We start from the raw sequence: 18,325 nt of genomic DNA on the forward strand, positions 1-18,325 counted from the left end.
GCTTTTCCGTGTGACAAAGAAATTTAGATAGGTGCCGGCCAACTGCGCCGGGACGACTTGCGCCCCTTCGGAATGCGCCACCTTGCAAAGAAGTGAGTTTAGAAGGCTGCGACCGAGGTGTGTTCGCTGTCAGCTTGTCGTCCTGATCTTTCGAGCAGCCTGACTTATTGCGAATAGAAATGGAGGAATGTCGGAGTAACCAGGGATCTGGTGAGTGAACACCCCTGCGGTTCAAGCAAGTCTCCGATATCGTCTCGCTTTCCTTCAACCGCGAACCGCACGGTGTGGTAAAGTATCCGCTCCTCCTTGATTGCGTGCCCGTCTTTGACACCGTGGATCAGACTCTGCAGATGCATGTCCGAGCCGGACAGGCCTATGTAGAGAAAAGTATGAGTTCGCAGGAAGGACTCGAGCAACGGCCGCCACACCGATTTCATGACGTCCAAGTATTCGGCCGTTCTCAGCACGATGTTGTCGCTGCCCTTCCGATCCGGCGCAAGCGGAAGAAATCCATGAAGGCCCATCCCGGGTTCCGCGACAAAGGCTGATTCAAATGTGGTACGAAGCGTGGTACGAAGATGCCAGACCGGCGCGGACAGTCAAAAGTAGTCCTTGCTTTAATCGTAGCGGGGAGAGGGACTCGAACCCCCGACCCCAGGATTATGATTCCTGCGCTCGCCTATCTCGTCCTTTCATCGCCTCGCGTATCGTCGCGCCGGTCTGCAACGACGCCCTGCTCTGCGCCCACGCTCCGGATTTTCGCAAGCTCCGACAACTCGCTTTTCAACATATGCCGGCGGGTTTCGACTGCGGGCATATCCTTGACGAATTGCCGAACCTGGCGAGCCAACTCGCGATCTGCTGCCGCTCCAGAAGGCTGCAGCTCCGCGGCATAGTCTAGATATCGCCGCCGAATGGCGTCCTGACGTGATTCAATCTTTTCCTCCCAGGGATGTTTGGCGGTTCTGCCGCCCCTCACCTCCGAAAGCACCTCCTTACGGGCGAGCCGATCGACATCGGGCGTGATCTTTCGCTTGCGTAAACCAAGCACCGCTCCGCGAGCGGCCTTTCGAACCCGTCCGCGGGTTCGCCTCGGCGTTGCCTCCGCCGCGATCCCGCGCAGCCGGAGCTCGCCGGCAAACCGTTCTCGCCAGGCCTGAAGATCCGCTTTGCGGGGGCTGAGGCGTCTGCCGTCATGGCCCAAAGACCGAACGGTCAAGTGCACGTGGGGATGCTTGTCATCGAGGTGCTGGACGAAGACGTAGTCGTGGTTGTCCCCGAACGTCTCGATGGCAAATGCCCGAGCTGAATCCTTGACAGCGACCGCATCGGTGCCGGCCGGCATGGACAGAATGATGTTGATCGAAAACGATCCATCCCGGCGACGCTTGTTGTCGAGACCGGCATCATCCTCCCAGCGTTGCTGCAGATCCTTTAATCCGGAACGACCCGTCAGAGCCGCACCTTGCTCCGTTTCCGCATCGAGTTCGCCGTTTCGCGTGATGTATGCCAGGTGCGACTTGAGATGCGCCACGCCCTTGGTGCGACCGGTGATCTTGACCATCACCTCTGGTGCCCGGCGAACGATGCGTTCGAGCTTTGCGCGCATCGCCGGCGTAAGGCGTCCGGGAGCGGCCGGATCGGGGATATCCCATTCGGCCCGCCGCGCGCGCCGATTGGGCGTTTTCCAGACATACGAGATCGGCGGAAGTTCGGAGGCCAGGTCGGTCGGACGCGGCGAGTGGCGCCGGCTCATCGCCGCCCATCCCAATAATCCGCGTTACCACGCAGCGCATTACGTAGTTGCGAGAGTTCTGTTTCAATGACCAATTTGGCCTCTCGAATTACTGACAGATCGGGCTCAACCGCCCTGCCCTGCAGCACACTCGTGTTTGCGGCACGCGCGATCTGGTTGACGTTGCCACCGATCCGGTTGAGCTCGCGAACGATCGCGCGAAGCGCCGCATGCTCATCTGGGGAATGCTGCACTGGCGACCCCAATCGTGAGCGCACCAGGGCAACGATCCAACCGGTTCGGGTCATGCCACGCTGATGTGACACTTCAGCGAGCTGCCGCATCTCACTCTCGCGAAACCGCACAGTCACCTTCTCCGGCCGTCCGACCGGCAACGCCAAGATGTGCGGCACTGGTGCAGCTAGGGCATCAGCAATGAGACGCCGCAGCAGCGCGGACTTGCCGCCTTGCGTAGCTGCAAAAGCGGAGAACTGTGCCGCGACTTCGTCGGGGACGCGAAGCGAGATTAGAGCCATGCACTCCAACCCCAATCGCGATGTAATACACCGCTGGCGCGAAGCCTATCCTGCACTAGAAAACGCGAATCCTTCCACCCCCTCCGTGTTGGTTCAAACCAACGGGCTCGGCATTCAAAGCTGAAGAGTTGCCCCAGATGGGATCCAACCCAGCTGACGATCGATGCGGAGAATTCCCCTTGGAATGACGCCGCCGTCGCCCCTAATCTTTGTACTCCGCGAACGCCGCGCGTCCCGATCGGCAATATTGGCACCGAATATGTGGGCCGCGGCTTTCCAGCAGCCTCCGGCCTCTCTCCAGCGCTGTGGGGGGCGCGTTCGGCCTGCGGCTGCTGCGCTAACGCGCCATCCTTCGGATGGGAAATCCGCTCCGCCGGCGCACGAACTGCACCAGCGTTTCTGAGGAGGCTGTCAAAGACAAGCTTCATGCGAAACGGATCTCTTCGATTGTGATGGTCGATGCTGGAACCTCTTCCGCGTCTTCTGCGCCATCAACCAACAGGACTGCGTGCCGTGACCCTTGAGACGCAAGTCGATCGACAATAAGACAGCCAGTGCGATCTTGGTGACGCACTCTGATCGTCAGTGATGTGCTCATTCGCCCGTTCCGATCGACCGAAGAGTCGGGGGGCTTTTCTGCGATCGCCGCCACGGGGTCTCTCTCTTTGGGTAGCAATTCCACTTGCGGTGCGATCGGGCTTCGTGCGCGTTGAGCTCCAGACGGCCCTTCTCCATCAGCGGGGGAGCCGCGGACTCCCGTCCGAACTTTGCGAGCCAATTGACGGGCCTGGGCATCGGTGAAGCTCTCCTGTGCTGCGCATAAAATCTCGATGGCGTTGGGCTGCTCACGCCAAGCCTGGTAGAGTTCATACACAGCACGGATTGATGAGCCCGCAAGCTTCGACCGGAGAAACTCCGGCATGCTCTGGACCGACGCGTAGCGAGACACCCAGTCCCTCGGCTTGCCGAGCTTGCGCGAGATGTCGGCTTGGTTATCACCCTGCTCCAAGCGGCCGGCGATAAACGCCGCAATTTCGGGAGCATTGAGGTCGTCGCGCTGGATATTCTCGATCATCTGGACATAGCGGTCCGCAGAACCAGCGGCATGAATGAAAGCCGGGATGTCACCGAGGCCAGCGCGCTTAGCAGCGCGATACCGCCTCGCACCCATGACGATCACGTATCGACCTTCCTCCGTCGCTTGCCTCAGCACGATCGGTTGCAGCACACCATGCTGACGGACCGATTCCGCAAGCTCCTCCAGCTTCTGTTCGTCGAAACTGCGACGAGGCTGGTCCGGATCTTCGTCAATATGGTCGATGGCGATGCAAGTCGGCCGTCCGATTGTGGCGGCACCATCTTCCGCCGCGTCGATGAGCTGCTTAAAGCTGAGATCAAGCGCCATGTGCCGGCTCGTCCATCTGCGCAACGATCTTGGCGAGAACATCGCGGATTTCCCGACCAGCCTCCTGCGCAGAGCGGCGCTTCAGCTTCCAGACCGGCAGGCGTTCCGCAACGGCCTCAGCGTAGCCGTCCCGTGCAACGATCTGGCCCGGGAACACATATTTACCCGCCTCGCGCAAGAGTTGCTCAAGATGGGTCCTTTGACGGGGCGATTTCGTGTTGAAGTTCGAAGGCAGCAACCCGAGGAACTTCGTATCCTGGCGGCCATAACGCCTCTGCACACCGATCACGGTCTGCATCAGCCCTTTGACGCCTTTGATCGAATAATCCTCCAGATAAATAGGGGCCAGCACATGCGAGGCCGCAACCAAGCAGCCGACACTGCGAAGTCCAAGTGACGGCGGTGTGTCGATGACGCAGGCATCGAACTGATCCGACGCGAGAGCGAGGTTGTCTTGCAGAGTCGTTATGGCGGCCGCACTGCTACGATCCAGATCAGTCAGCGAGCTATCGGCCGGCGCGAGCGTTAGGCCTTCGTCTTCCCGAGGTACGACCCGTATCCCCGGCTTGAACAGATCCGCGGCTAGCGTTGAACCGGCGTAGTGTCTCAACGTATCCGATGCATTGCTCTGCGCATCAACGTCGATCACGAGAACGCGGAGATCCGCTTCCGCCATGTACCAGGCCAAATGCACCGCGAGCGTCGTCTTGCCGACCCCGCCCTTTTGATTGTTGATGACAATGGTCTTCATCTTAAGGTCCGAAATGGGTCTATTGGCGCGAGGCGCATTTCTTCGTCCAATCATGTCGTGGCGGATGTTGGTTTGAACCAACAGCGATCGCGAATCCGACCACCGGAACGATCCCGGAATTCATCCGGCGTATCCCCTGCCAGAAGAGTCAGGTCACCCGCCATCGAGGGAAATTCTGGAACGCTTGAGCGCGTTGCTGGGACTCTGCGACGCGGTCGCGAGAGGATCGTCACGCGAAGGCGCGGAGACCGCTTGTGGGTTCCGGGAGCATTGCCGCGGCGGCGCGAGTAGAGCCGTCCCCGAAGGGGCTCGCCCAGGCAGGTTAGGCTGGAAGAGGCGTAGGAACCTTTGAACTAGGAGCCGATCTCTTGCGGGCGGCTGTTGTGATCAGGACTGGCGCAATTGCAAGCTAGGGCATTGCGACGCGCGCGTCCCGAGCGTGCCAAGCGGAGGCGCGGTTACGCTGTCGCGGACGAAAAACCGTCTTAGTCTGACAATTTTCGAGGATTACGGCTCTGCCTGTGGTGCCGGCTCTATCTGTTCCACGGCCTTGGTGTCAGACGCGCAAATTCGAAACAAGACGAAGCTCGTCCCATGACAGCTACCAATGAGATCGCCGAAAAGATCGCAGCCGAGAACGACCTAACAAAGGCTCAGGCGAAAACCATCGTCGATAGCGTGTTCAAGGCGATCGCTGATGCGGCCGTGAGCGGAGCCGAGACGAGCCTTCCCGGGTTCGGCAAGTTCAAGGTCAAGGATAGCCCCGCTCGTGAGGGCCGCGATCCGTCGACCGGCGCAACGATTGCGATCGCTGCTTCCAGGAAGCTGACTTTTACGCCTGCCAAAGCCAACGAGGACGGTCTCAACGGAGGAGCGGACCGTAACGACGGCGCATCGTAAGATGCAGGACGAGAGGGCTTATGCCCCCTCCTCGGCTGCGAGCGCTTCGTTGCGTTGGCGGATGAGTTCGGCCAGTTCGACTTCGAGCGCCTTGCGCTCCGCCGGCGTGAATACGCATCCGCGCAGCTCGGCGCGCAACTCCTCAATGGTGTCGATGGTCATGATCGCATCTCCAGTCGAAGGGAGCTGGCCCCGCCTTGCGGCGGAGCCCGCTGGCTGAACCTCAGTCCCGGTTCGGCCGGGACCAGATCAGCTGGAGACCTTCCGCACCTTCGACCTCGGTCAGGGTGGCGTAGATCGGAGCGGGGAAGCTCGGATCGTCCAGCTTGACGGAGAGGTAGTCGCGCTCGGTGTCCTTGGCGGTTTTCTGCCAGGCAGCACCCAGCTCGACGTTGCCCGAGTAGATGCGGAAGTGCGGTCCCTTGTCGGAAGGACTCTCTACACGGATCAGCTTGGCCTTGACGTTGAGGTTGAGCGTCTTGATGGCGCCGGAGAAGCCGTTGCCCGTGGAGGTGAAGGTGCCGATGGTAGCCATTGTCTCATTCCCTTGGTTTTCTCGGGCCGCGCCTATCGCGACCTCGATGGCGGTCGTGGGACCGGAGGCGATCGACCTGCACCCAAAGGGCCGGAATGAAATGGAGGGCGGCCGGCAGCGACTTTCTTGGACCGCGAGGAATGGTGCGCAGCGCCAGGGGAAGAAAGTCGAGGACGGACGTTGCAGGGACAAGATCGAGAGCCCGCGAAGCGGGATCGGCCTTCGGTCAGACCAGCCTCTATCGAGGACGCTGATGGGTGCGCCCGTCGCGAAAACACATGGACTGAAGACAGGCGGCCCTAGTCGGTCCGGCCATTCGCATCAAGGCAAGGGCGTCGCAACGAAACGTAGCTCACCTTAAGCAGGCCACCTGGACGGCGCGTCATCACCCGCAATGGAAACCGTCGCTGTCAGCAACGTCGGCGCACCTGTCGAACTCGCCATCGCAAGATCGATAACGAGGCTGGCAACGTACTCGCCATGTGGATCAACCCTGCCCTGCGCATCCATGCGGCCGAACGCTCCCGAGGCGTAAAACAGATGCGTCGCTGGTCATGCCGGCCTCCGAGTCCGGGATGATTCCGCCGGCACGCGCGATGGAACGAAGCTGGGCGTTCGGGTTGCCCCGCCACATCGTCGGAGAGGGTTGTGAGCACAATCGGCCTCTGCAGCAATCCGGCTGCCGGGCTCGATTCAACCCGAACGTTATTTGGCCGGCGGTCGCAGCGGGCTTTCCGACCACTTCCGGGCGAGGGGATCGCGCAGCGGATCGTCCTCGCAGACCACGCAGACGTAGCGCGGCCCGCCGGGCGCGAGGTCGTCGGGCACGGCCGTCATCGGCTTACCGCACTTCGGGCACAGCTTCCGGCTGAGGTAGAGCGGAGTCATGATTTTTGCCTGCCGGGACCAGCTTAGTTCCCCGTGCGCCGCGAGCACAAGTAAATCGCCGAAAATTGTCCGCATGCACCAGGCCGCTTGACGCGGAGTGCGTCTCACGTTGAAATCCGATTCTCAGTGTTGTTGCGGGGGTTGCGTCGTGGAAGAATTTTATAGGGGCTTCGCGCAGCGGGCGCGCGATTTGGCGGAGAACGCGGACCCATTCACCAAGCGGCGGCTGCTCGACCTAGCCCAGCGATACGATCTCAAGAGCAAACCGGGAGCCCCGGGCGGTCGGACTCTCCCGCCGCCGCGCGCGACGCCACCGACGGTGCTGTTTTCCGGCTCCGGCGAAGCTTAAGAGTAGTCGGAGCGCGGCCCGGTCGTCGGTTTTCTATGTGTTCATCGACCGGTCCGGGTGTCGGCCGCCCGCGGTCGCGGTGCTCCCGTTAGTACAAGCTGGCCCTCCAGCACTGAACCGCGCTGACTGCAGCGCGAGGAGTCATCGCCTGCGCCGCGCGATCTCGTCAGCGACCATGCCCTCCGCCCGCACCAGCCGCTCATGCAGGGTGTCGAACATATCGAGGATGTCATCATTGGGTTCATTCTTGCCCTGCTCGATGGCTTCGGCGACGAGCTCATCGAGGGGCGTCTCCGTCAAATGGCCTTTCTCCAGAAGCTCTTCAAAAAGACTGTCGCTGCTCGGCTGCGGTTGGATGCCACCGTCGGAGTTGCACCAGATGGTGAATGTCTGTTGTCCCAGAACGGCGTGCTCGACCATCTCCGCATCCAACGGAATCAGCGTTCCCCAGGCCTCGCCCGTCTCGTCCGCGAACCCCGCCACGTACATCCGTTGCTCCGCGGCGCCTTCATCACGAGGCTGGAAAAACCGCGTGAGGGTGATTGGAGGGTGTTTTGCCATTGACTATCTCTCCGAACGGCTTTGCGTCGACACAGCGCAGCAGCCGGGTCAGCACGCGCATCTTCGATTACGCGAAAACGGCAAGGTCTGGGAACGGCGCCTCATCGCCTCACGCCCGCTGCTTGTCTCGGCGGCGAGAATTGATCTGTGCCATCAGGATCGGGCCAAGCGAAAATTCGCCGACCTCGGCTTTCCGCGTCAGACCGCGCAGATAACCGCCAGCGGAATTGATCGCCGTCCCGCGCTGCAGGATACACGCGACGACGATGGCTGCGGGCACCTCGCCCATAACCTTTTGCGCCTCCTCCCAGGCGCTCGGACTGATCCCCAGCATCGATCGCACGACGGCCGCTGTGGCCAGGAAATCGCGCCAGTTCGAAATCCCGCCCTTCGCATAATCGACGATGTCCGGGCATGCACTCAGGACCATTCCCAATGGATACGCCCCCTCCCCGACTCGCGATGGTTGAGGCTTTGGCTCAGCTCCCGCCGTCCTGCCTTCTCGTAAGACAGGTTCAAGATCAATGAGGGCATCTGGATTTGAATTCTGTATGTGGCGCTCAGAATGGGACTCATTGGCGCTCGGATTCTTGGATTTGATGTGTGCTTCCAGAAGATTGAGCACGTCGTCTGCGAGCTGGGACAACTCGTCGGCGATCGGCTCGAGCTCCTGGCGCCTCGCCGTGCGCGGAATCTGATCGACGATCGCGCGGAAGGCAGCGTGCACGACCTGCCAATCGGCAGGCCCCTGCCCTCCCCTTCGCGTCGGGACGGCTTCCTCGATGCCGGTTGCGATCATCTTCGCGATGTCGCGCCGGCACAGTGTAATCCGCTCACGCACGAGCTTGAGTGCGCGGGCCTCGGCTTCGATATCGGCCGCCAGGCTCTCGAACTCTTCCGAGCGCACGACGAGCGGTGACAGATCGAAGCCGAACGCGAGCTCGATTTCGCCAGCATCGTCCTTCCGCGCATATCGCTTGCCATTCGGACTGTCACGTCGAACGATCAGCCCCGCGTCGACCAGCACAGCGAGGTGGCGTCGCAGCGTCGATGCCGGCATGCCGTGCGCTCGCCGAGCGAGCTGATGGTTCGAGGGGAAGACAATCAGGTCATCCTCCCCTGTCAGCGCGGTCTCGGGATGGAAGGTTAAGAGCGCGTTTAGCACCGAGAGCGCGCGCTCCGACACCCCAAGGCGCGGCCGTGCCGTGCAGATGGCGTGGAAGATCTTCCATTTGTGCACGATCTTTTCGGGAGGACGTTCGGTTGCGACCATCTGGCTTGCCACATGGGCAAGCGTCAGCGATCGCCGCCCAAAGGGCGTCGTTGGAGAGTGTGACTGCATGTCTTTGCCTCAGTTGGGCAAAGAAAATCCGCTCGCCGAAACGACGATAAAATCGCGTAGAAACTCTTGACTGCGATTCGCGAAAGTGATTCTCTGTCAGTCGCCAAACTTGAAGAGAAGGGCTTCCGGAACTCCGTTTCGGGGGCCTTTTTCTTTTGCCTTGTCTGCTCCTGGTTCGTGTTTACGGGACGAGACCGTCAGGTCTCGGTACTTTCCTGGCCACTGCTCGTCTTGGAAAAGGCGTCGAACAGGGCCGGGAGTTGGTCCACAAGAAATGCCGCGAATGTCGTCGAGACATTCTTGTCGATGGTAAGCTTCAATTCGCGCTCGGCCTGACGCACGTGCGCAATCTTATCCCCGGACACGGAAAAGACCGGCTTCTCGTCCGGCTCTTTCCGGGGCTCCCCGCGAGATGGACGGGTTGCTGCGGAGAATGCTGCAAGAAATCGTGCGTCGGTTTCGCGCTCTGCAAATTTAGGTTCGGCGACCGCCGCTCTGACACGTTTGAGTGCCGCAGAATCCTTGATCAATTCAGCGAATGACTGCCAGCGGCCTCGGCCAACTTTCGGAGCTTTCCCGATTGCTTGAATAACCTCGGCGGGAACCGACCGAGCCACGGCAAGAAGTTTCGAGGCCTCCGCCCGATCGACCGACAACGCATCTTGCACGACTGAGCGGCTATGCCCGGCATCCTCGATATGCATCGCGAAGCTGGCGCGCTCGATGAAACTCAAATCTTCGCGCGGTGCGTTCTCAAGTCCTTGCGCCACGACAAGCGCTTCATCTGTCAACGGTCGCAGAATCGCTTTGACGGAAATACCTAGTTCGCGCGTGGCGCGGACGCGGCGATGACCATAGGCGCTCTGATAGCGCCCTTTCGCTTCAGGATGTTCGCGAACGAGAATGGGCACCTCTTGGCCACGCTGTGCGATCGACTGTTTGAGCGCTTCGAACGAGCTATCATCCTGATCTCGAAAACGGTCGGCCAGCGGTGACGGATCGACGAGCGAGGGGTCGATTTCAAGTATCACAGCCCCGGATGCAATTCTTTCGCGAAGCTCCTCGTTCTCTTTCTCGACCTCAGAGAAAGAGTCTTTCAACGAGCGAACCGAGCCCGACGAGACCCGCGGCAAGGCAGCGGGCATGTTGTCAGCTGACAACGCACTTGATTGCGGGGCCGTGAAAAGGCTCTTGATCGTGTCAGTACGTTTGCTCATCGACCCCACACCTTCTTAAGAAGTTGCGCGATTTCGGCATTTACCGCGTCGACCGATTCTAATGCCCGGTCGTAGGCGCCCCGCCCTACGGCGCCGCGCTCCAGTTCATAAAGTGATTGCTTCGTGAGACCGGCATTGGCGATGGCGGTCGATTTCCACACAGTCGCCTGGAGCACATCCGAACCAAAGAGGGTGCGGAGGAGAGCCACGATTTGAGCTTCGGGCACGTCATTGGGATCGTGACGCGTGATGACGTACCGGATGAAATCGTGATCGAGTCTCCCGCCAGCTTCTTCGATGACGGACATGAGGTCGGACGTCATGAGGAGAAATTGGCTCATGGATGCGACATCGACCATCTGCGGATGGATGGTCACGAGCATAGCGGTAGCCGCGTTTAGCGCGCCCATGGTCAGGTAACCAAGTTGGGGTGGGCAGTCGATAACAACGACGTCGTATTCGTCTGCAACCTGGTCGATGGCACTGGCGACGCGGCGAAAGAACAGGTCGTGTCCGCGTTCTCGCCGCTCGACCATTGCTCGAGGCGTAGTGTGCTCAAACTCCATAAGCTCGAGATTGCCTGGAACGAGCCCTATCCCGTCAAAATAGGTCGGCCGGACAATCTCGCGCAGTGGCCGGCGATGTTCGTCATATCGGATGGCCCCGTACAGGGTTTCGTTCGCCCCAATGTCAAACTCGGGTTGGTACCCGAACATTGCTGAAAGCGAAGCTTGCGGATCGAGGTCAATCGCGAGGACCCGAAAGCCGGCAAGGGCGAGGTATTGCGACAGATACAATGCCGTCGTCGTCTTGGCGGAGCCGCCTTTGAAGTTTGCGACGGTGATGATTTGGAGCTTGTCGCCTGGGCGCCGGCGCGGAAGGAATTCCATTGCTTCGCGCGGCCGCGCAGTGGCTAAATACTCGCGCAACTCATGAATCTGACCCAGAGTGTAAGACCGTCGCCCCCCGGTTCCTGTCGCTGGGGTCGGTCCAAGCCCGTCAAGAGAGAGCTGCCGAAGGTACCCATCGGACACGCCCGCAATTCGCGCAACCTCTCCAGAGGTGAACGACCGGAGCGACTTGCTCGCCGAAGGCGGGAAAAGAGTTGTCGCGAGCGAGCGAAGCTGGCCGGAAAGAATTCCCGCGTGCCGAGTGATCCGCGCAGACGCAGTCTCGCTCATGGTAGCCGAATCTTCCGCTAAGATCGCCATTTGCCTTCTCAAGACGGTTTCTGCTCGTCAGACGCCTAGTCTCCGTCTTGAGAGATGGCCACGATTCTGTGATTTGAGCAAGAATTAAAGGGTTAACGAGTTATTAACGCTCGATGACGTGCCAAACGGCGCGCGGGCCTTTTTTTTGGTGCACCGCCCTGTTGTTGTCAGCTGACAACAACAGCTCAGCGCGAATGGGATGAGCCTCGACTATGGCGTGAGTCGGCTCGCCGTCACGAGTCCCCAGTGCGTCATTTTGTAGCTCGTCAACCGCTGCGCTGAACGGTGCTGCCACGGCTGGAGTCCGGGCGACGGGGCATGCCCCGGCTTGTAGCCTCCGTTCAATGCTCTGATCTCAGGTCATGTAGGGCAAACTCTAGAGAATCGCGCCGGCATGTAGCGTCGGCTCCTGCCCGCCATTGCCCAACGTCTAGCGCCGCGGTCCCGCGAGAAGCACCCTCCCCGCCTCGTTTACGACAACTGCCTCAGACGCCCGTGCTGAATGGCAAAACACCGTAAAGCGACGATGTCGTCTCGCTTGGATCGGAGGCGCGCCGGACCTTCCCGGGTGTTGATCGGGGGGCTGGCGCGTCACTTCGCTGCGCCGCCGCTCGCCCCAAAAGGGCAAGCAGAAGAACCGCACTGTCGCAGGGGTCCACCGGGGCCGGACGAACAGGTCGCAAGCAACCGAGCAGACACATCCCAGGTCATGCGCGCTGGCCCTTCTCTTGCACTTCCGTGTGGCCACACCGACGGATCGTCAGGCGCGACATCGACCTCAGGGCTCGGCGCTGTAACGGAGACCCTTCTGCCCTTTTCAGAGTGCCGCAGCGCGTCGATCATCGCTTCATCCCGGGCGCGTGCGATCCGACGAACGAACGGCAACGGGCCGCCACCTTGTCCGGGATGCCGTGGTGCGGATCCAATCTTAAGCGGGGAGCTCGACGCCGGGCCTTCAGATCCATCCGCGGGAACGCTCGCCGAGATCGCCCGGGTTCCAGATAGGGACGGTTTCCTCGAAAGTCCGCATCGCTACGCAAGAGCCTCCTGTTGACTCGTTTCGCCCGGCGCAACAATGGACCGGCGTGAGGGGCTAAGCAGGCGAACGCATTCAGGACCTTTGGGCGAGGTCCAGGCCGAGCTCGCGGTTGAAGGCCCCGTTTAACGGGAGGTTGACCGAAGGCGTCCGGCGTGGGGGGTGCTCCTTTGGCGAGGCGGCAAGGCCGCCGAATGAATACGATCTCTCAATGGTGGGTGCTGGCGCGGATATCGAGCTGCTTGGCTCTCGAACGAAGCCGATCTGCCCCATGGACGCCGTTGGATCATGGCAGACAGCAGCGACCCGCCTGGGCGATTGTTGTCAGCTGACAACAGGGCCCTACCAAGGATGGATGTTGTCAGCTGACAACAATTTGGGACCTGCGGTCGTCAGTCGCTTCAATTCGCCAAGGCGCGTCGCACCAGTCGGTATCCCATCGGTAGTCGACGTCGATCCGCGCCGCGCAGAATTCAAAGAGGAAGGAGCGGGCGAGGGGGATGGTCGTTATTGTCCCGACGGCCTGCGAGGACAGCCCTAAGGGAAGCAGCATCCGGAGAGGGAGAGGGCAGGTGTTCATAGACAACTAACCATAAAAGTTGCCCTCACACGTCACGAAGGCCGCACGTCTTCGGGGCGCAAACGACGAGGCCGGCCCTTCCCATTTGTGTATCCGTGATGATATACAGGTATACACGATGCGGTCTAGAGGAGCGCGCCATGGCCTTCCACATCAAGAACCCTGAGACCGACGCGCTCGCTCGCAAGGTGGCCACGCTAAAAAAACTCGGCCTCACCGAAGCAGTGCACGTGGCGCTCGCCCATGAGCTCGAGCGCGAGCAGGGCAAGCCGTCTTTGGTCGACCTTGGCGTCCAGTTCTGCCGGGATCTACGCGCGAGGGGCGACGCCGCCAAGGGACTGCCCGCCGATAAGGCGTTCCGCGACAGTTTGTATGAGGACACCTAATGTTCATCGACGCTTCGGCTTTGACCGCGCTCCTGACCGACGAGGAGGAGGCACGAGAGCTTTTGGCTCGCCTGCAGCAGACCGGAACGCGTCTGACGTCGCCGTTGGCGGTATGGGAGGCGGCGGTCGCGGTCGCGCGCGTGCTGGATCTTTCGGTCAGCGCCGCCGCCGAAGCGGTCGAAGAGTATTTGGCGCTGATGGAGATCGCCGTTGTCGCGGTGCCGGCTGAAACGGCAAGGCTCGCTCTCGACGCCTTCGACCGATTCGGCAAGGGCCGGCATCCGGCGAGCCTCAATTTCGGGGACTGTTTTGCCTACGCTTGCGCCCGGCATCTGGGGCAGCCCTTGATGTTCAAGGGCGGTGACTTTCCGCAAACCGATATCGAAGCCGCCTAAGCGACCCGGCTGGGGCGGCCGCGGCGCGGAAAGAAGGGGCTTGTCCGGACCAGGGCAGGGAGTTTACCGGGCAGCGGCCGAGCGCCACGGGGAACCAGCCTGTCGCTATGACCGAAGTTATTTCCGTGATAGCTTCCGTTTGAACGATTCCTGTTAAGGTTATCAAGACCTTGCAAAACGGTTACTCAATTCCCGATCCACTGCCTTGGGCTCAGCTAGCCGGTCCACTCGCCACCGCCGAGGACGCGCTTGCCCGGCTCGACGAACGCCTGGCCAGGAGCCCGATCCGCGACGGCTGGATTGCGCGCACACATTATACTGACGCCTGCGCCAGTCTGTGGCTAGAAGGCGAATTGGTCCACCTCGAAGATCTGGTTCTCCACGACGCCGGCATGGACATCCGCGCCCCGACCCACGAACTCACCCGCGCCCACGCCGTGCTACGGACCCGGCGCCGCATCGCCGACGCGAAGCCGGATTGGGCGCCATCGCCGGTGGGGCTCGACAGCCTGCGCGGCCGCACCGGGCAGGGCGAGTGGGAGGAGGGCAGGGGCATCCGAAAGGAAGGGGAGCGAAGCTTCGTCGGCGGCTACGATTGCGGAGACGCTGATCTCGACACGCCGCTTGGCGGCATCGAGTCCGACCCGCACCTAGCCGCCGCCTTCGCCGCGGTCGACGCCGCGAATGCCAAGGCGGAGCGGACACTCGCCGGCGGGAGTCGCACCCAGTCCGAGCGGAACCCGCTGGTCTACGACCCCGACTGGGACGAGGACGCGCGTCTCGACGACTGGCGCGCCGTGGTCGAGCAGACCCGCATATTGCCGCCGACGCTCGCGGCCGCGCTTGCGACTGAGGCTTGGGACGCCATCGCCCCGCTGCAGCACACGCCCTGGCTCGGCCGGCTGATGGCAGCCAGCGTGTTGCGCGCGCGGGCCAAGACCCGCTGGCATCTGCCCTGCCTGCATGACGGGTTGAAGACCATCCCCCGCGAACGCCGGCGGCCGCGCGACGCGGCGGCGCGACTCGCCGTGCAACTCGAGGCCATCACCGCTGCTGCGGCGGCCGGTCTCAAGGACCACGACCGCTGGCTTAACCAGCGAACCCTGCTCGCCCGAAAACTCGCCGGCCGTCGCGCCACGTCAAAACTGCCGGCGCTGCTCGACTATATGCTGACCCGGCCGATCGCCTCGGCCGGTATGATCGCGAAGGAGCTTAAGATCACGCCGCGCGCCGCTCAGGACCTGGTCGGCGAGCTTGACCTGCGGGAGGTGACCGGCAGGGGACGATATCGGGCCTGGGGGATTCTGTAAGCGCCCTCGGTGCGGTGCCCGCCCCGCAGCAGATCCCGGTAGCCATGCTCGGTGATCTAGCGGGCACGGGCGAGATGGGTTTCCAAGCCCGGTGCGCCCGATCGGGCTCGCGCACGACGTCAATATGCAGCACGGTCCGTGCGACCTCTTTCCAGTCGATGCCATCGGCTGCGGCGTCGAGCAGACGGAGAGAGGTAACCAGGTGCTGCTCGTCGTAGCCGGTCAGAAGTGGCGCGTCGGCGCGGCATCGGCGACATTAGGATCCTAAGGTGACTTCTGCATGGGGTGTATTCGCCGGCAAGTTTCTTGTCAGCAGAGATTAGGCGCGTTCGTGCACCGGTGAGTAGACCCGAATTGGGCACCGCGTGGTGCCTGTCGGGTATCACCGGGCATAGCGCAATCGCAGCTGACGAGTTCATGGTCGATCTGGGGCTTCTTAGCTTAATCCGGGTTATCGTAGCGTGACTACGACTTCGACCTACAATTCAGGCTTGCAGAACTTTGACATTATTCCTATTATCGTAGCATGGCTACGACCCCAAGAAACAAGCTAAAAAGGCTCTGTACCCGTTTGGCGCCGGGAGCGCCGCTAACCTCCGATGACCTCGCCGCCCTCGGGATATCGGCCGACCTTGCCGTCCACTATGTCCGTGCTGGCTGGTTGCAACGGTTGGCACGCGGCGTCTATTGCCGACCAAACGATCCGCCCACTTTGCACCCGAGCCTCGCCCTGCTGCAGCGGAGCTTCGAAGGATTGCATGTCGGCGGCAAGTCGGCCTTCGACTGGCACGGCATCCGCCAGTACGTCCCCCAGCGGCCCATCCTCCATCTGTACGGCTGGAAAGCGGGACGCCTTCCGGAGTGGTTCACCCAGCGCTTCCCGGCCGAGTACCACCGCAAGCGACTCTTCAAGGAAGAACCCGGCGCGTTGCTTCAAGTCAGGCCCTTCGAGAGCCGCAAGGGCGGCCCGCTCGTCTCGGCGCCGGAACGCGCATTGCTGGAGGTGCTGAGCGAAGTCGGCGTCCGGCAGCCGCTGCAAGAAGCGCGCGAGCTGGTCGAAAGCACTTACAGCCTGCGTGCCGATCTGCTGCGAGACCTGCTCAAGCGCTGCACCAGCATCAAGACCGTGCGTCTGTGCCTGCAGCTTGGCCGCGAACTCTCTCAGCCCTGGGCCAGCAAGCTCGATCCGTCTCAACTGCCCAAGGGCAGCGACAGGGCCTGGGTGTCCCGCTCCGCTGATGGGCTCCTGGTGCTGAAGCCATGAACCAGGTCTACCTCGACAGCGCGCGGTTGCTGACGCGCGTGGCGCCGCTGGTGCTCGTCGACGATACGTTCGCACTTAAGGGCGGCACGGCGATCAACCTGTTCGTGCGCGACATGCCGCGGCTCTCGGTCGATCTTGATCTGGTGTTTCCCAACCACACACTGCCGCGCGAGCAGGCTGCGGCGCATCAACGAGGCCATCCGTCAGTCGGCCGCGCGCCTGCAGAAGCAGGGATTTCTGACCCATGCGCCGGCCGCGACGGAATCCGGCGAGACCAAGCTGATGGTGCGGCGAGGGGGCATTGAGGTCAAGATCGAGGTCAACTTCGTCATGCGCGGCACCGTCCGTCCGGTGGACATGGCGTCGCTGACAGAGGCCGCGCGTGACACGCTGCAGGCGGATCTCGAAATCCCGGTGGTGTCGTTCGAAGACGTATATGGCGGCAAACTGGTTGCGGCGATGGACCGGCAGCATCCCCGCGATCTGTTCGATGTCACGCAGCTTTTTGTGCACGAGGGAATCACGGCGGGCATTCGCCGCGCTTTCGTCGTCTATCTTGCGAGCCATAACCGGCCGGTGCACGAGGTCCTGTTTCCATCGCTGCGGGATCTCCGCCAGGAGTTCGAGCACAATTTCGCGGGCATGACCACCGAGCCCGTTGAACTTGACGCGCTCTTGGCAGCGCGCGAGCGAATGATGCGCGAGCTGCAGCAAGGTCTGAGCGCCGACGAGCGCCGCTTCCTGCTGTCGCTGGTTGCCGCAGAGCCCGAATGGTCGCTACTGGGCGTGCCGCACTTGGAGCAGCTTCCCGGCCTGCGATGGAAGCTGCAAAACCTGGAACGGCTTCGGAAGGCCAACGCTCGAAAATTCACCGAGCAATCGAATGCGCTGGCTCGGCTATTTGGATGAGCGTAGGTGGGCCGTCGCCACGGCCCGCAGGTGATGCGGTGTGACTGCCGACGAGGCCCTGCCGGTCTCCCCATCAGCTGTCCGTGAAGGGATAAGCTGCACAATGAGGCAGCGCATGCCGACCTTACGCGCGCGTTCAAAATCGTTTCTCCTTTCCGCCTACGGGGTGAAGGCCCCGCCTCGCGGCGGGGCCACCTGCGCGGCGTCTCAGTCGCGACTCGGGCGAGACCAGATGAGCGAGTGGCCTTCCTCGCCTTCGACCTCGACCAGCGTCGCGTAGATCGGAGCCGGGAAGCTCGGGTCGTCCAGCTTGACCGAGTGGTACTCGCGGCCAGTGTCCTGGGACTTCTTCTTCCACATGGCGCCGAACTCGATGTTCGCGCCCGCAAAGATGCGGTAGTCCGGGGCCTTGTCTGAAGTGCGTTCGGCCGGAACGATCTTGGTCTTGACGGTGCCTAGAGCGAGGGTCTTGACGGTGCCGACGAAGCCGTTGCCGTTGACGCTGAAGTTGCCGATGGTAGCCATGTTCGTGTCCTCTTTCGTTCTCGGGCCGCGACCATCGCGACCTCGATGGCTGTCGTTGACCGGAGGCGATCGGGCCGCACCCGAAGGGCCGCCACGCAGTAGAGGACGGCCAGGGTGAGGCTTTCTTGTCTCGCGAGAATGGGCGCAGCGGCCAGGGGAAGAAAGCCGAGAACGGCCGTTGCGGTCTTTTGATCGAGGCGGAGCGCAGCGACGACGGCCTTCGGTTAGACATGCCAAATCGAGGACGCATTGGGCGCGACAGGCCGAACCGTGAGGATACGGCTGAGCCACAGGCAAGCCACACCGCACGACGACGGGCGCGTTGGTGAAAGGCACTCGCGTGCGCCGCGTAAGCTTTCCGCCAGTCCAGCGGACGCAATAACAACCCCGGACTGTTGTATCGTGACGACACTAGCCTTCTGCGGCTTCGGAAAGACGCTCGCCCAGAAACAGACGGGCATCTCGGAAGCCAGAAGAATCCGCCTGGCGC

Annotated in this window: 19 protein-coding genes, 1 tRNA gene and 2 pseudogenes; 7 read left to right on the plus strand and 15 right to left on the minus strand. The window is 61.9% G+C overall.

Annotated elements, in window-relative coordinates:
* Positions 1 to 164 precede the first annotated feature (164 nt).
* The 6 genes from ACIPUD_RS15560 to ACIPUD_RS15585 form a co-directional block, all read right to left on the minus strand.
* The gene (locus tag ACIPUD_RS15560) at positions 165 to 524 is read right to left on the minus strand and encodes an SIR2 family protein (RefSeq protein ID WP_446481056.1); all 360 of its coding nucleotides are present in this window, start codon (positions 522 to 524) and stop codon (positions 165 to 167) included.
* A 101-nt stretch (positions 525 to 625) separates the two neighbouring features.
* Positions 626 to 704 (minus strand) — tRNA-Ser (locus ACIPUD_RS15565).
* On the minus strand, positions 680 to 1,756 hold the full coding sequence (locus ACIPUD_RS15570; RefSeq protein WP_446481057.1) for a relaxase/mobilization nuclease domain-containing protein: 1,077 nt from the start codon (positions 1,754 to 1,756) through the stop codon (positions 680 to 682). The genes ACIPUD_RS15565 and ACIPUD_RS15570 overlap by 25 nt, the downstream gene beginning before the upstream one ends.
* A complete protein-coding gene (locus tag ACIPUD_RS15575) occupies positions 1,753 to 2,271 on the minus strand; it encodes a MobC family plasmid mobilization relaxosome protein (protein WP_446481058.1) in 519 nt (172 codons plus the stop codon). Before ACIPUD_RS15575 ends, ACIPUD_RS15570 begins: the two co-directional genes overlap by 4 nt.
* Before the next feature lie 424 nt (positions 2,272 to 2,695).
* The gene (locus ACIPUD_RS15580; protein ID WP_446481059.1) at positions 2,696 to 3,676 is read right to left on the minus strand and encodes a ParB/RepB/Spo0J family partition protein; all 981 of its coding nucleotides are present in this window, start codon (positions 3,674 to 3,676) and stop codon (positions 2,696 to 2,698) included.
* Positions 3,666 to 4,427 (minus strand): ParA family protein, encoded by a 762-nt coding sequence (locus ACIPUD_RS15585; protein WP_446481060.1) that lies wholly within the window; start codon positions 4,425 to 4,427, stop codon positions 3,666 to 3,668. The genes ACIPUD_RS15580 and ACIPUD_RS15585 overlap by 11 nt, the downstream gene beginning before the upstream one ends.
* Positions 4,428 to 5,021: 594 nt before the next feature.
* Between ACIPUD_RS15585 and ACIPUD_RS15590 the strand changes: the two genes are divergently transcribed.
* On the plus strand, positions 5,022 to 5,327 hold the full coding sequence (locus tag ACIPUD_RS15590) for an HU family DNA-binding protein (RefSeq protein WP_446481061.1): 306 nt from the start codon (positions 5,022 to 5,024) through the stop codon (positions 5,325 to 5,327).
* Positions 5,328 to 5,345: 18 nt separating this feature from the next.
* Here ACIPUD_RS15590 and ACIPUD_RS15595 read toward each other — a convergent pair whose 3' ends face one another.
* From ACIPUD_RS15595 to ACIPUD_RS15605, 3 genes are all read right to left on the minus strand, one after another.
* Positions 5,346 to 5,489 (minus strand): hypothetical protein, encoded by a 144-nt coding sequence (locus tag ACIPUD_RS15595; protein WP_446481062.1) that lies wholly within the window; start codon positions 5,487 to 5,489, stop codon positions 5,346 to 5,348.
* 61 nt (positions 5,490 to 5,550) lie between these two features.
* On the minus strand, positions 5,551 to 5,862 hold the full coding sequence (locus ACIPUD_RS15600; RefSeq protein WP_446481063.1) for a DUF736 domain-containing protein: 312 nt from the start codon (positions 5,860 to 5,862) through the stop codon (positions 5,551 to 5,553).
* 705 nt (positions 5,863 to 6,567) lie between these two features.
* Positions 6,568 to 6,750 carry a hypothetical protein gene (locus ACIPUD_RS15605; RefSeq protein ID WP_446481064.1) on the minus strand — a complete coding sequence of 61 codons (183 nt, stop codon included), beginning with the start codon at positions 6,748 to 6,750 and terminating at the stop codon, positions 6,568 to 6,570.
* Between the two features lie 148 nt (positions 6,751 to 6,898).
* On the opposite strand from ACIPUD_RS15605, the gene ACIPUD_RS15610 reads away from it, so the two are divergent.
* Positions 6,899 to 7,099 (plus strand): hypothetical protein, encoded by a 201-nt coding sequence (locus ACIPUD_RS15610; RefSeq protein WP_085398278.1) that lies wholly within the window; start codon positions 6,899 to 6,901, stop codon positions 7,097 to 7,099.
* Positions 7,100 to 7,240: 141 nt separating this feature from the next.
* Here the strand turns inward: ACIPUD_RS15610 and ACIPUD_RS15615 are convergent, their stop codons facing one another.
* The 4 genes from ACIPUD_RS15615 to repA form a co-directional block, all read right to left on the minus strand.
* Positions 7,241 to 7,660 carry a hypothetical protein gene (locus tag ACIPUD_RS15615; RefSeq protein WP_446481065.1) on the minus strand — a complete coding sequence of 140 codons (420 nt, stop codon included), beginning with the start codon at positions 7,658 to 7,660 and terminating at the stop codon, positions 7,241 to 7,243.
* Between the two features lie 109 nt (positions 7,661 to 7,769).
* Positions 7,770 to 9,002, minus strand: coding sequence for a plasmid replication protein RepC (gene repC / locus ACIPUD_RS15620; protein ID WP_446481066.1), 1,233 nt, complete (start codon positions 9,000 to 9,002; stop codon positions 7,770 to 7,772).
* A gap of 197 nt (positions 9,003 to 9,199) precedes the next feature.
* A complete protein-coding gene (gene repB, locus ACIPUD_RS15625; protein ID WP_446481067.1) occupies positions 9,200 to 10,219 on the minus strand; it encodes a plasmid partitioning protein RepB in 1,020 nt (339 codons plus the stop codon).
* The gene (repA, locus tag ACIPUD_RS15630) at positions 10,216 to 11,430 is read right to left on the minus strand and encodes a plasmid partitioning protein RepA (protein WP_009859460.1); all 1,215 of its coding nucleotides are present in this window, start codon (positions 11,428 to 11,430) and stop codon (positions 10,216 to 10,218) included. Before repA ends, repB begins: the two co-directional genes overlap by 4 nt.
* Positions 11,431 to 13,186: 1,756 nt before the next feature.
* Here repA and ACIPUD_RS15635 point away from each other — a divergent pair.
* From ACIPUD_RS15635 to ACIPUD_RS15645, 3 genes are all read left to right on the plus strand, one after another.
* The gene (locus ACIPUD_RS15635) at positions 13,187 to 13,432 is read left to right on the plus strand and encodes a type II toxin-antitoxin system VapB family antitoxin (protein WP_446481068.1); all 246 of its coding nucleotides are present in this window, start codon (positions 13,187 to 13,189) and stop codon (positions 13,430 to 13,432) included.
* Positions 13,432 to 13,827: a type II toxin-antitoxin system VapC family toxin gene (locus ACIPUD_RS15640; protein ID WP_446481069.1), complete on the plus strand. Its 396-nt coding sequence runs from the start codon at positions 13,432 to 13,434 to the stop codon at positions 13,825 to 13,827. The genes ACIPUD_RS15635 and ACIPUD_RS15640 overlap by 1 nt, the downstream gene beginning before the upstream one ends.
* A 170-nt stretch (positions 13,828 to 13,997) precedes the next feature.
* Positions 13,998 to 15,137, plus strand: a complete 1,140-nt coding sequence (locus ACIPUD_RS15645; RefSeq protein ID WP_446481070.1) for an RHE_PE00001 family protein — start codon at positions 13,998 to 14,000, stop codon at positions 15,135 to 15,137.
* Positions 15,138 to 15,193: 56 nt separating this feature from the next.
* Here the strand turns inward: ACIPUD_RS15645 and ACIPUD_RS15650 are convergent.
* Positions 15,194 to 15,401: pseudogene (locus ACIPUD_RS15650) on the minus strand (DUF2285 domain-containing protein); the annotation flags it as partial.
* A 262-nt stretch (positions 15,402 to 15,663) separates the two neighbouring features.
* Between ACIPUD_RS15650 and ACIPUD_RS15655 the strand changes: the two are divergent.
* Positions 15,664 to 16,401: a type IV toxin-antitoxin system AbiEi family antitoxin domain-containing protein gene (locus tag ACIPUD_RS15655; protein WP_446481071.1), complete on the plus strand. Its 738-nt coding sequence runs from the start codon at positions 15,664 to 15,666 to the stop codon at positions 16,399 to 16,401.
* A pseudogene (locus tag ACIPUD_RS15660) lies at positions 16,398 to 17,310 on the plus strand (nucleotidyl transferase AbiEii/AbiGii toxin family protein). Before ACIPUD_RS15655 ends, ACIPUD_RS15660 begins: the two are co-directional and overlap by 4 nt.
* Positions 17,311 to 17,517: 207 nt before the next feature.
* Here the strand turns inward: ACIPUD_RS15660 and ACIPUD_RS15665 are convergent.
* A complete protein-coding gene (locus ACIPUD_RS15665) occupies positions 17,518 to 17,835 on the minus strand; it encodes a DUF736 domain-containing protein (protein WP_446481072.1) in 318 nt (105 codons plus the stop codon).
* Between the last annotated feature and the right edge of the window lie 490 nt (positions 17,836 to 18,325).

Source organism: Bradyrhizobium sp. CAR08 (genome assembly GCF_052871955.1).

What these genes read in the sequence shown, in the direction of transcription:
- ACIPUD_RS15560 (WP_446481056.1), bottom strand. Translation starts at nt 524, where the DNA reads ATGGGCCTTCATGGATTTCTTCCGCTTGCGCCGGATCGGAAGGGCAGC.
- ACIPUD_RS15570 (WP_446481057.1), bottom strand. Translation starts at nt 1,756, where the DNA reads ATGAGCCGGCGCCACTCGCCGCGTCCGACCGACCTGGCCTCCGAACTT.
- ACIPUD_RS15575 (WP_446481058.1), bottom strand. Translation starts at nt 2,271, where the DNA reads ATGGCTCTAATCTCGCTTCGCGTCCCCGACGAAGTCGCGGCACAGTTC.
- ACIPUD_RS15580 (WP_446481059.1), bottom strand. Translation starts at nt 3,676, where the DNA reads ATGGCGCTTGATCTCAGCTTTAAGCAGCTCATCGACGCGGCGGAAGAT.
- ACIPUD_RS15585 (WP_446481060.1), bottom strand. Translation starts at nt 4,427, where the DNA reads ATGAAGACCATTGTCATCAACAATCAAAAGGGCGGGGTCGGCAAGACG.
- ACIPUD_RS15590 (WP_446481061.1), top strand. Translation starts at nt 5,022, where the DNA reads ATGACAGCTACCAATGAGATCGCCGAAAAGATCGCAGCCGAGAACGAC.
- ACIPUD_RS15595 (WP_446481062.1), bottom strand. Translation starts at nt 5,489, where the DNA reads ATGACCATCGACACCATTGAGGAGTTGCGCGCCGAGCTGCGCGGATGC.
- ACIPUD_RS15600 (WP_446481063.1), bottom strand. Translation starts at nt 5,862, where the DNA reads ATGGCTACCATCGGCACCTTCACCTCCACGGGCAACGGCTTCTCCGGC.
- ACIPUD_RS15605 (WP_446481064.1), bottom strand. Translation starts at nt 6,750, where the DNA reads ATGACTCCGCTCTACCTCAGCCGGAAGCTGTGCCCGAAGTGCGGTAAG.
- ACIPUD_RS15615 (WP_446481065.1), bottom strand. Translation starts at nt 7,660, where the DNA reads ATGGCAAAACACCCTCCAATCACCCTCACGCGGTTTTTCCAGCCTCGT.
- repC (WP_446481066.1), bottom strand. Translation starts at nt 9,002, where the DNA reads ATGCAGTCACACTCTCCAACGACGCCCTTTGGGCGGCGATCGCTGACG.
- repB (WP_446481067.1), bottom strand. Translation starts at nt 10,219, where the DNA reads ATGAGCAAACGTACTGACACGATCAAGAGCCTTTTCACGGCCCCGCAA.
- repA (WP_009859460.1), bottom strand. Translation starts at nt 11,430, where the DNA reads ATGGCGATCTTAGCGGAAGATTCGGCTACCATGAGCGAGACTGCGTCT.
- ACIPUD_RS15635 (WP_446481068.1), top strand. Translation starts at nt 13,187, where the DNA reads ATGGCCTTCCACATCAAGAACCCTGAGACCGACGCGCTCGCTCGCAAG.
- ACIPUD_RS15640 (WP_446481069.1), top strand. Translation starts at nt 13,432, where the DNA reads ATGTTCATCGACGCTTCGGCTTTGACCGCGCTCCTGACCGACGAGGAG.
- ACIPUD_RS15655 (WP_446481071.1), top strand. Translation starts at nt 15,664, where the DNA reads ATGGCTACGACCCCAAGAAACAAGCTAAAAAGGCTCTGTACCCGTTTG.
- ACIPUD_RS15665 (WP_446481072.1), bottom strand. Translation starts at nt 17,835, where the DNA reads ATGGCTACCATCGGCAACTTCAGCGTCAACGGCAACGGCTTCGTCGGC.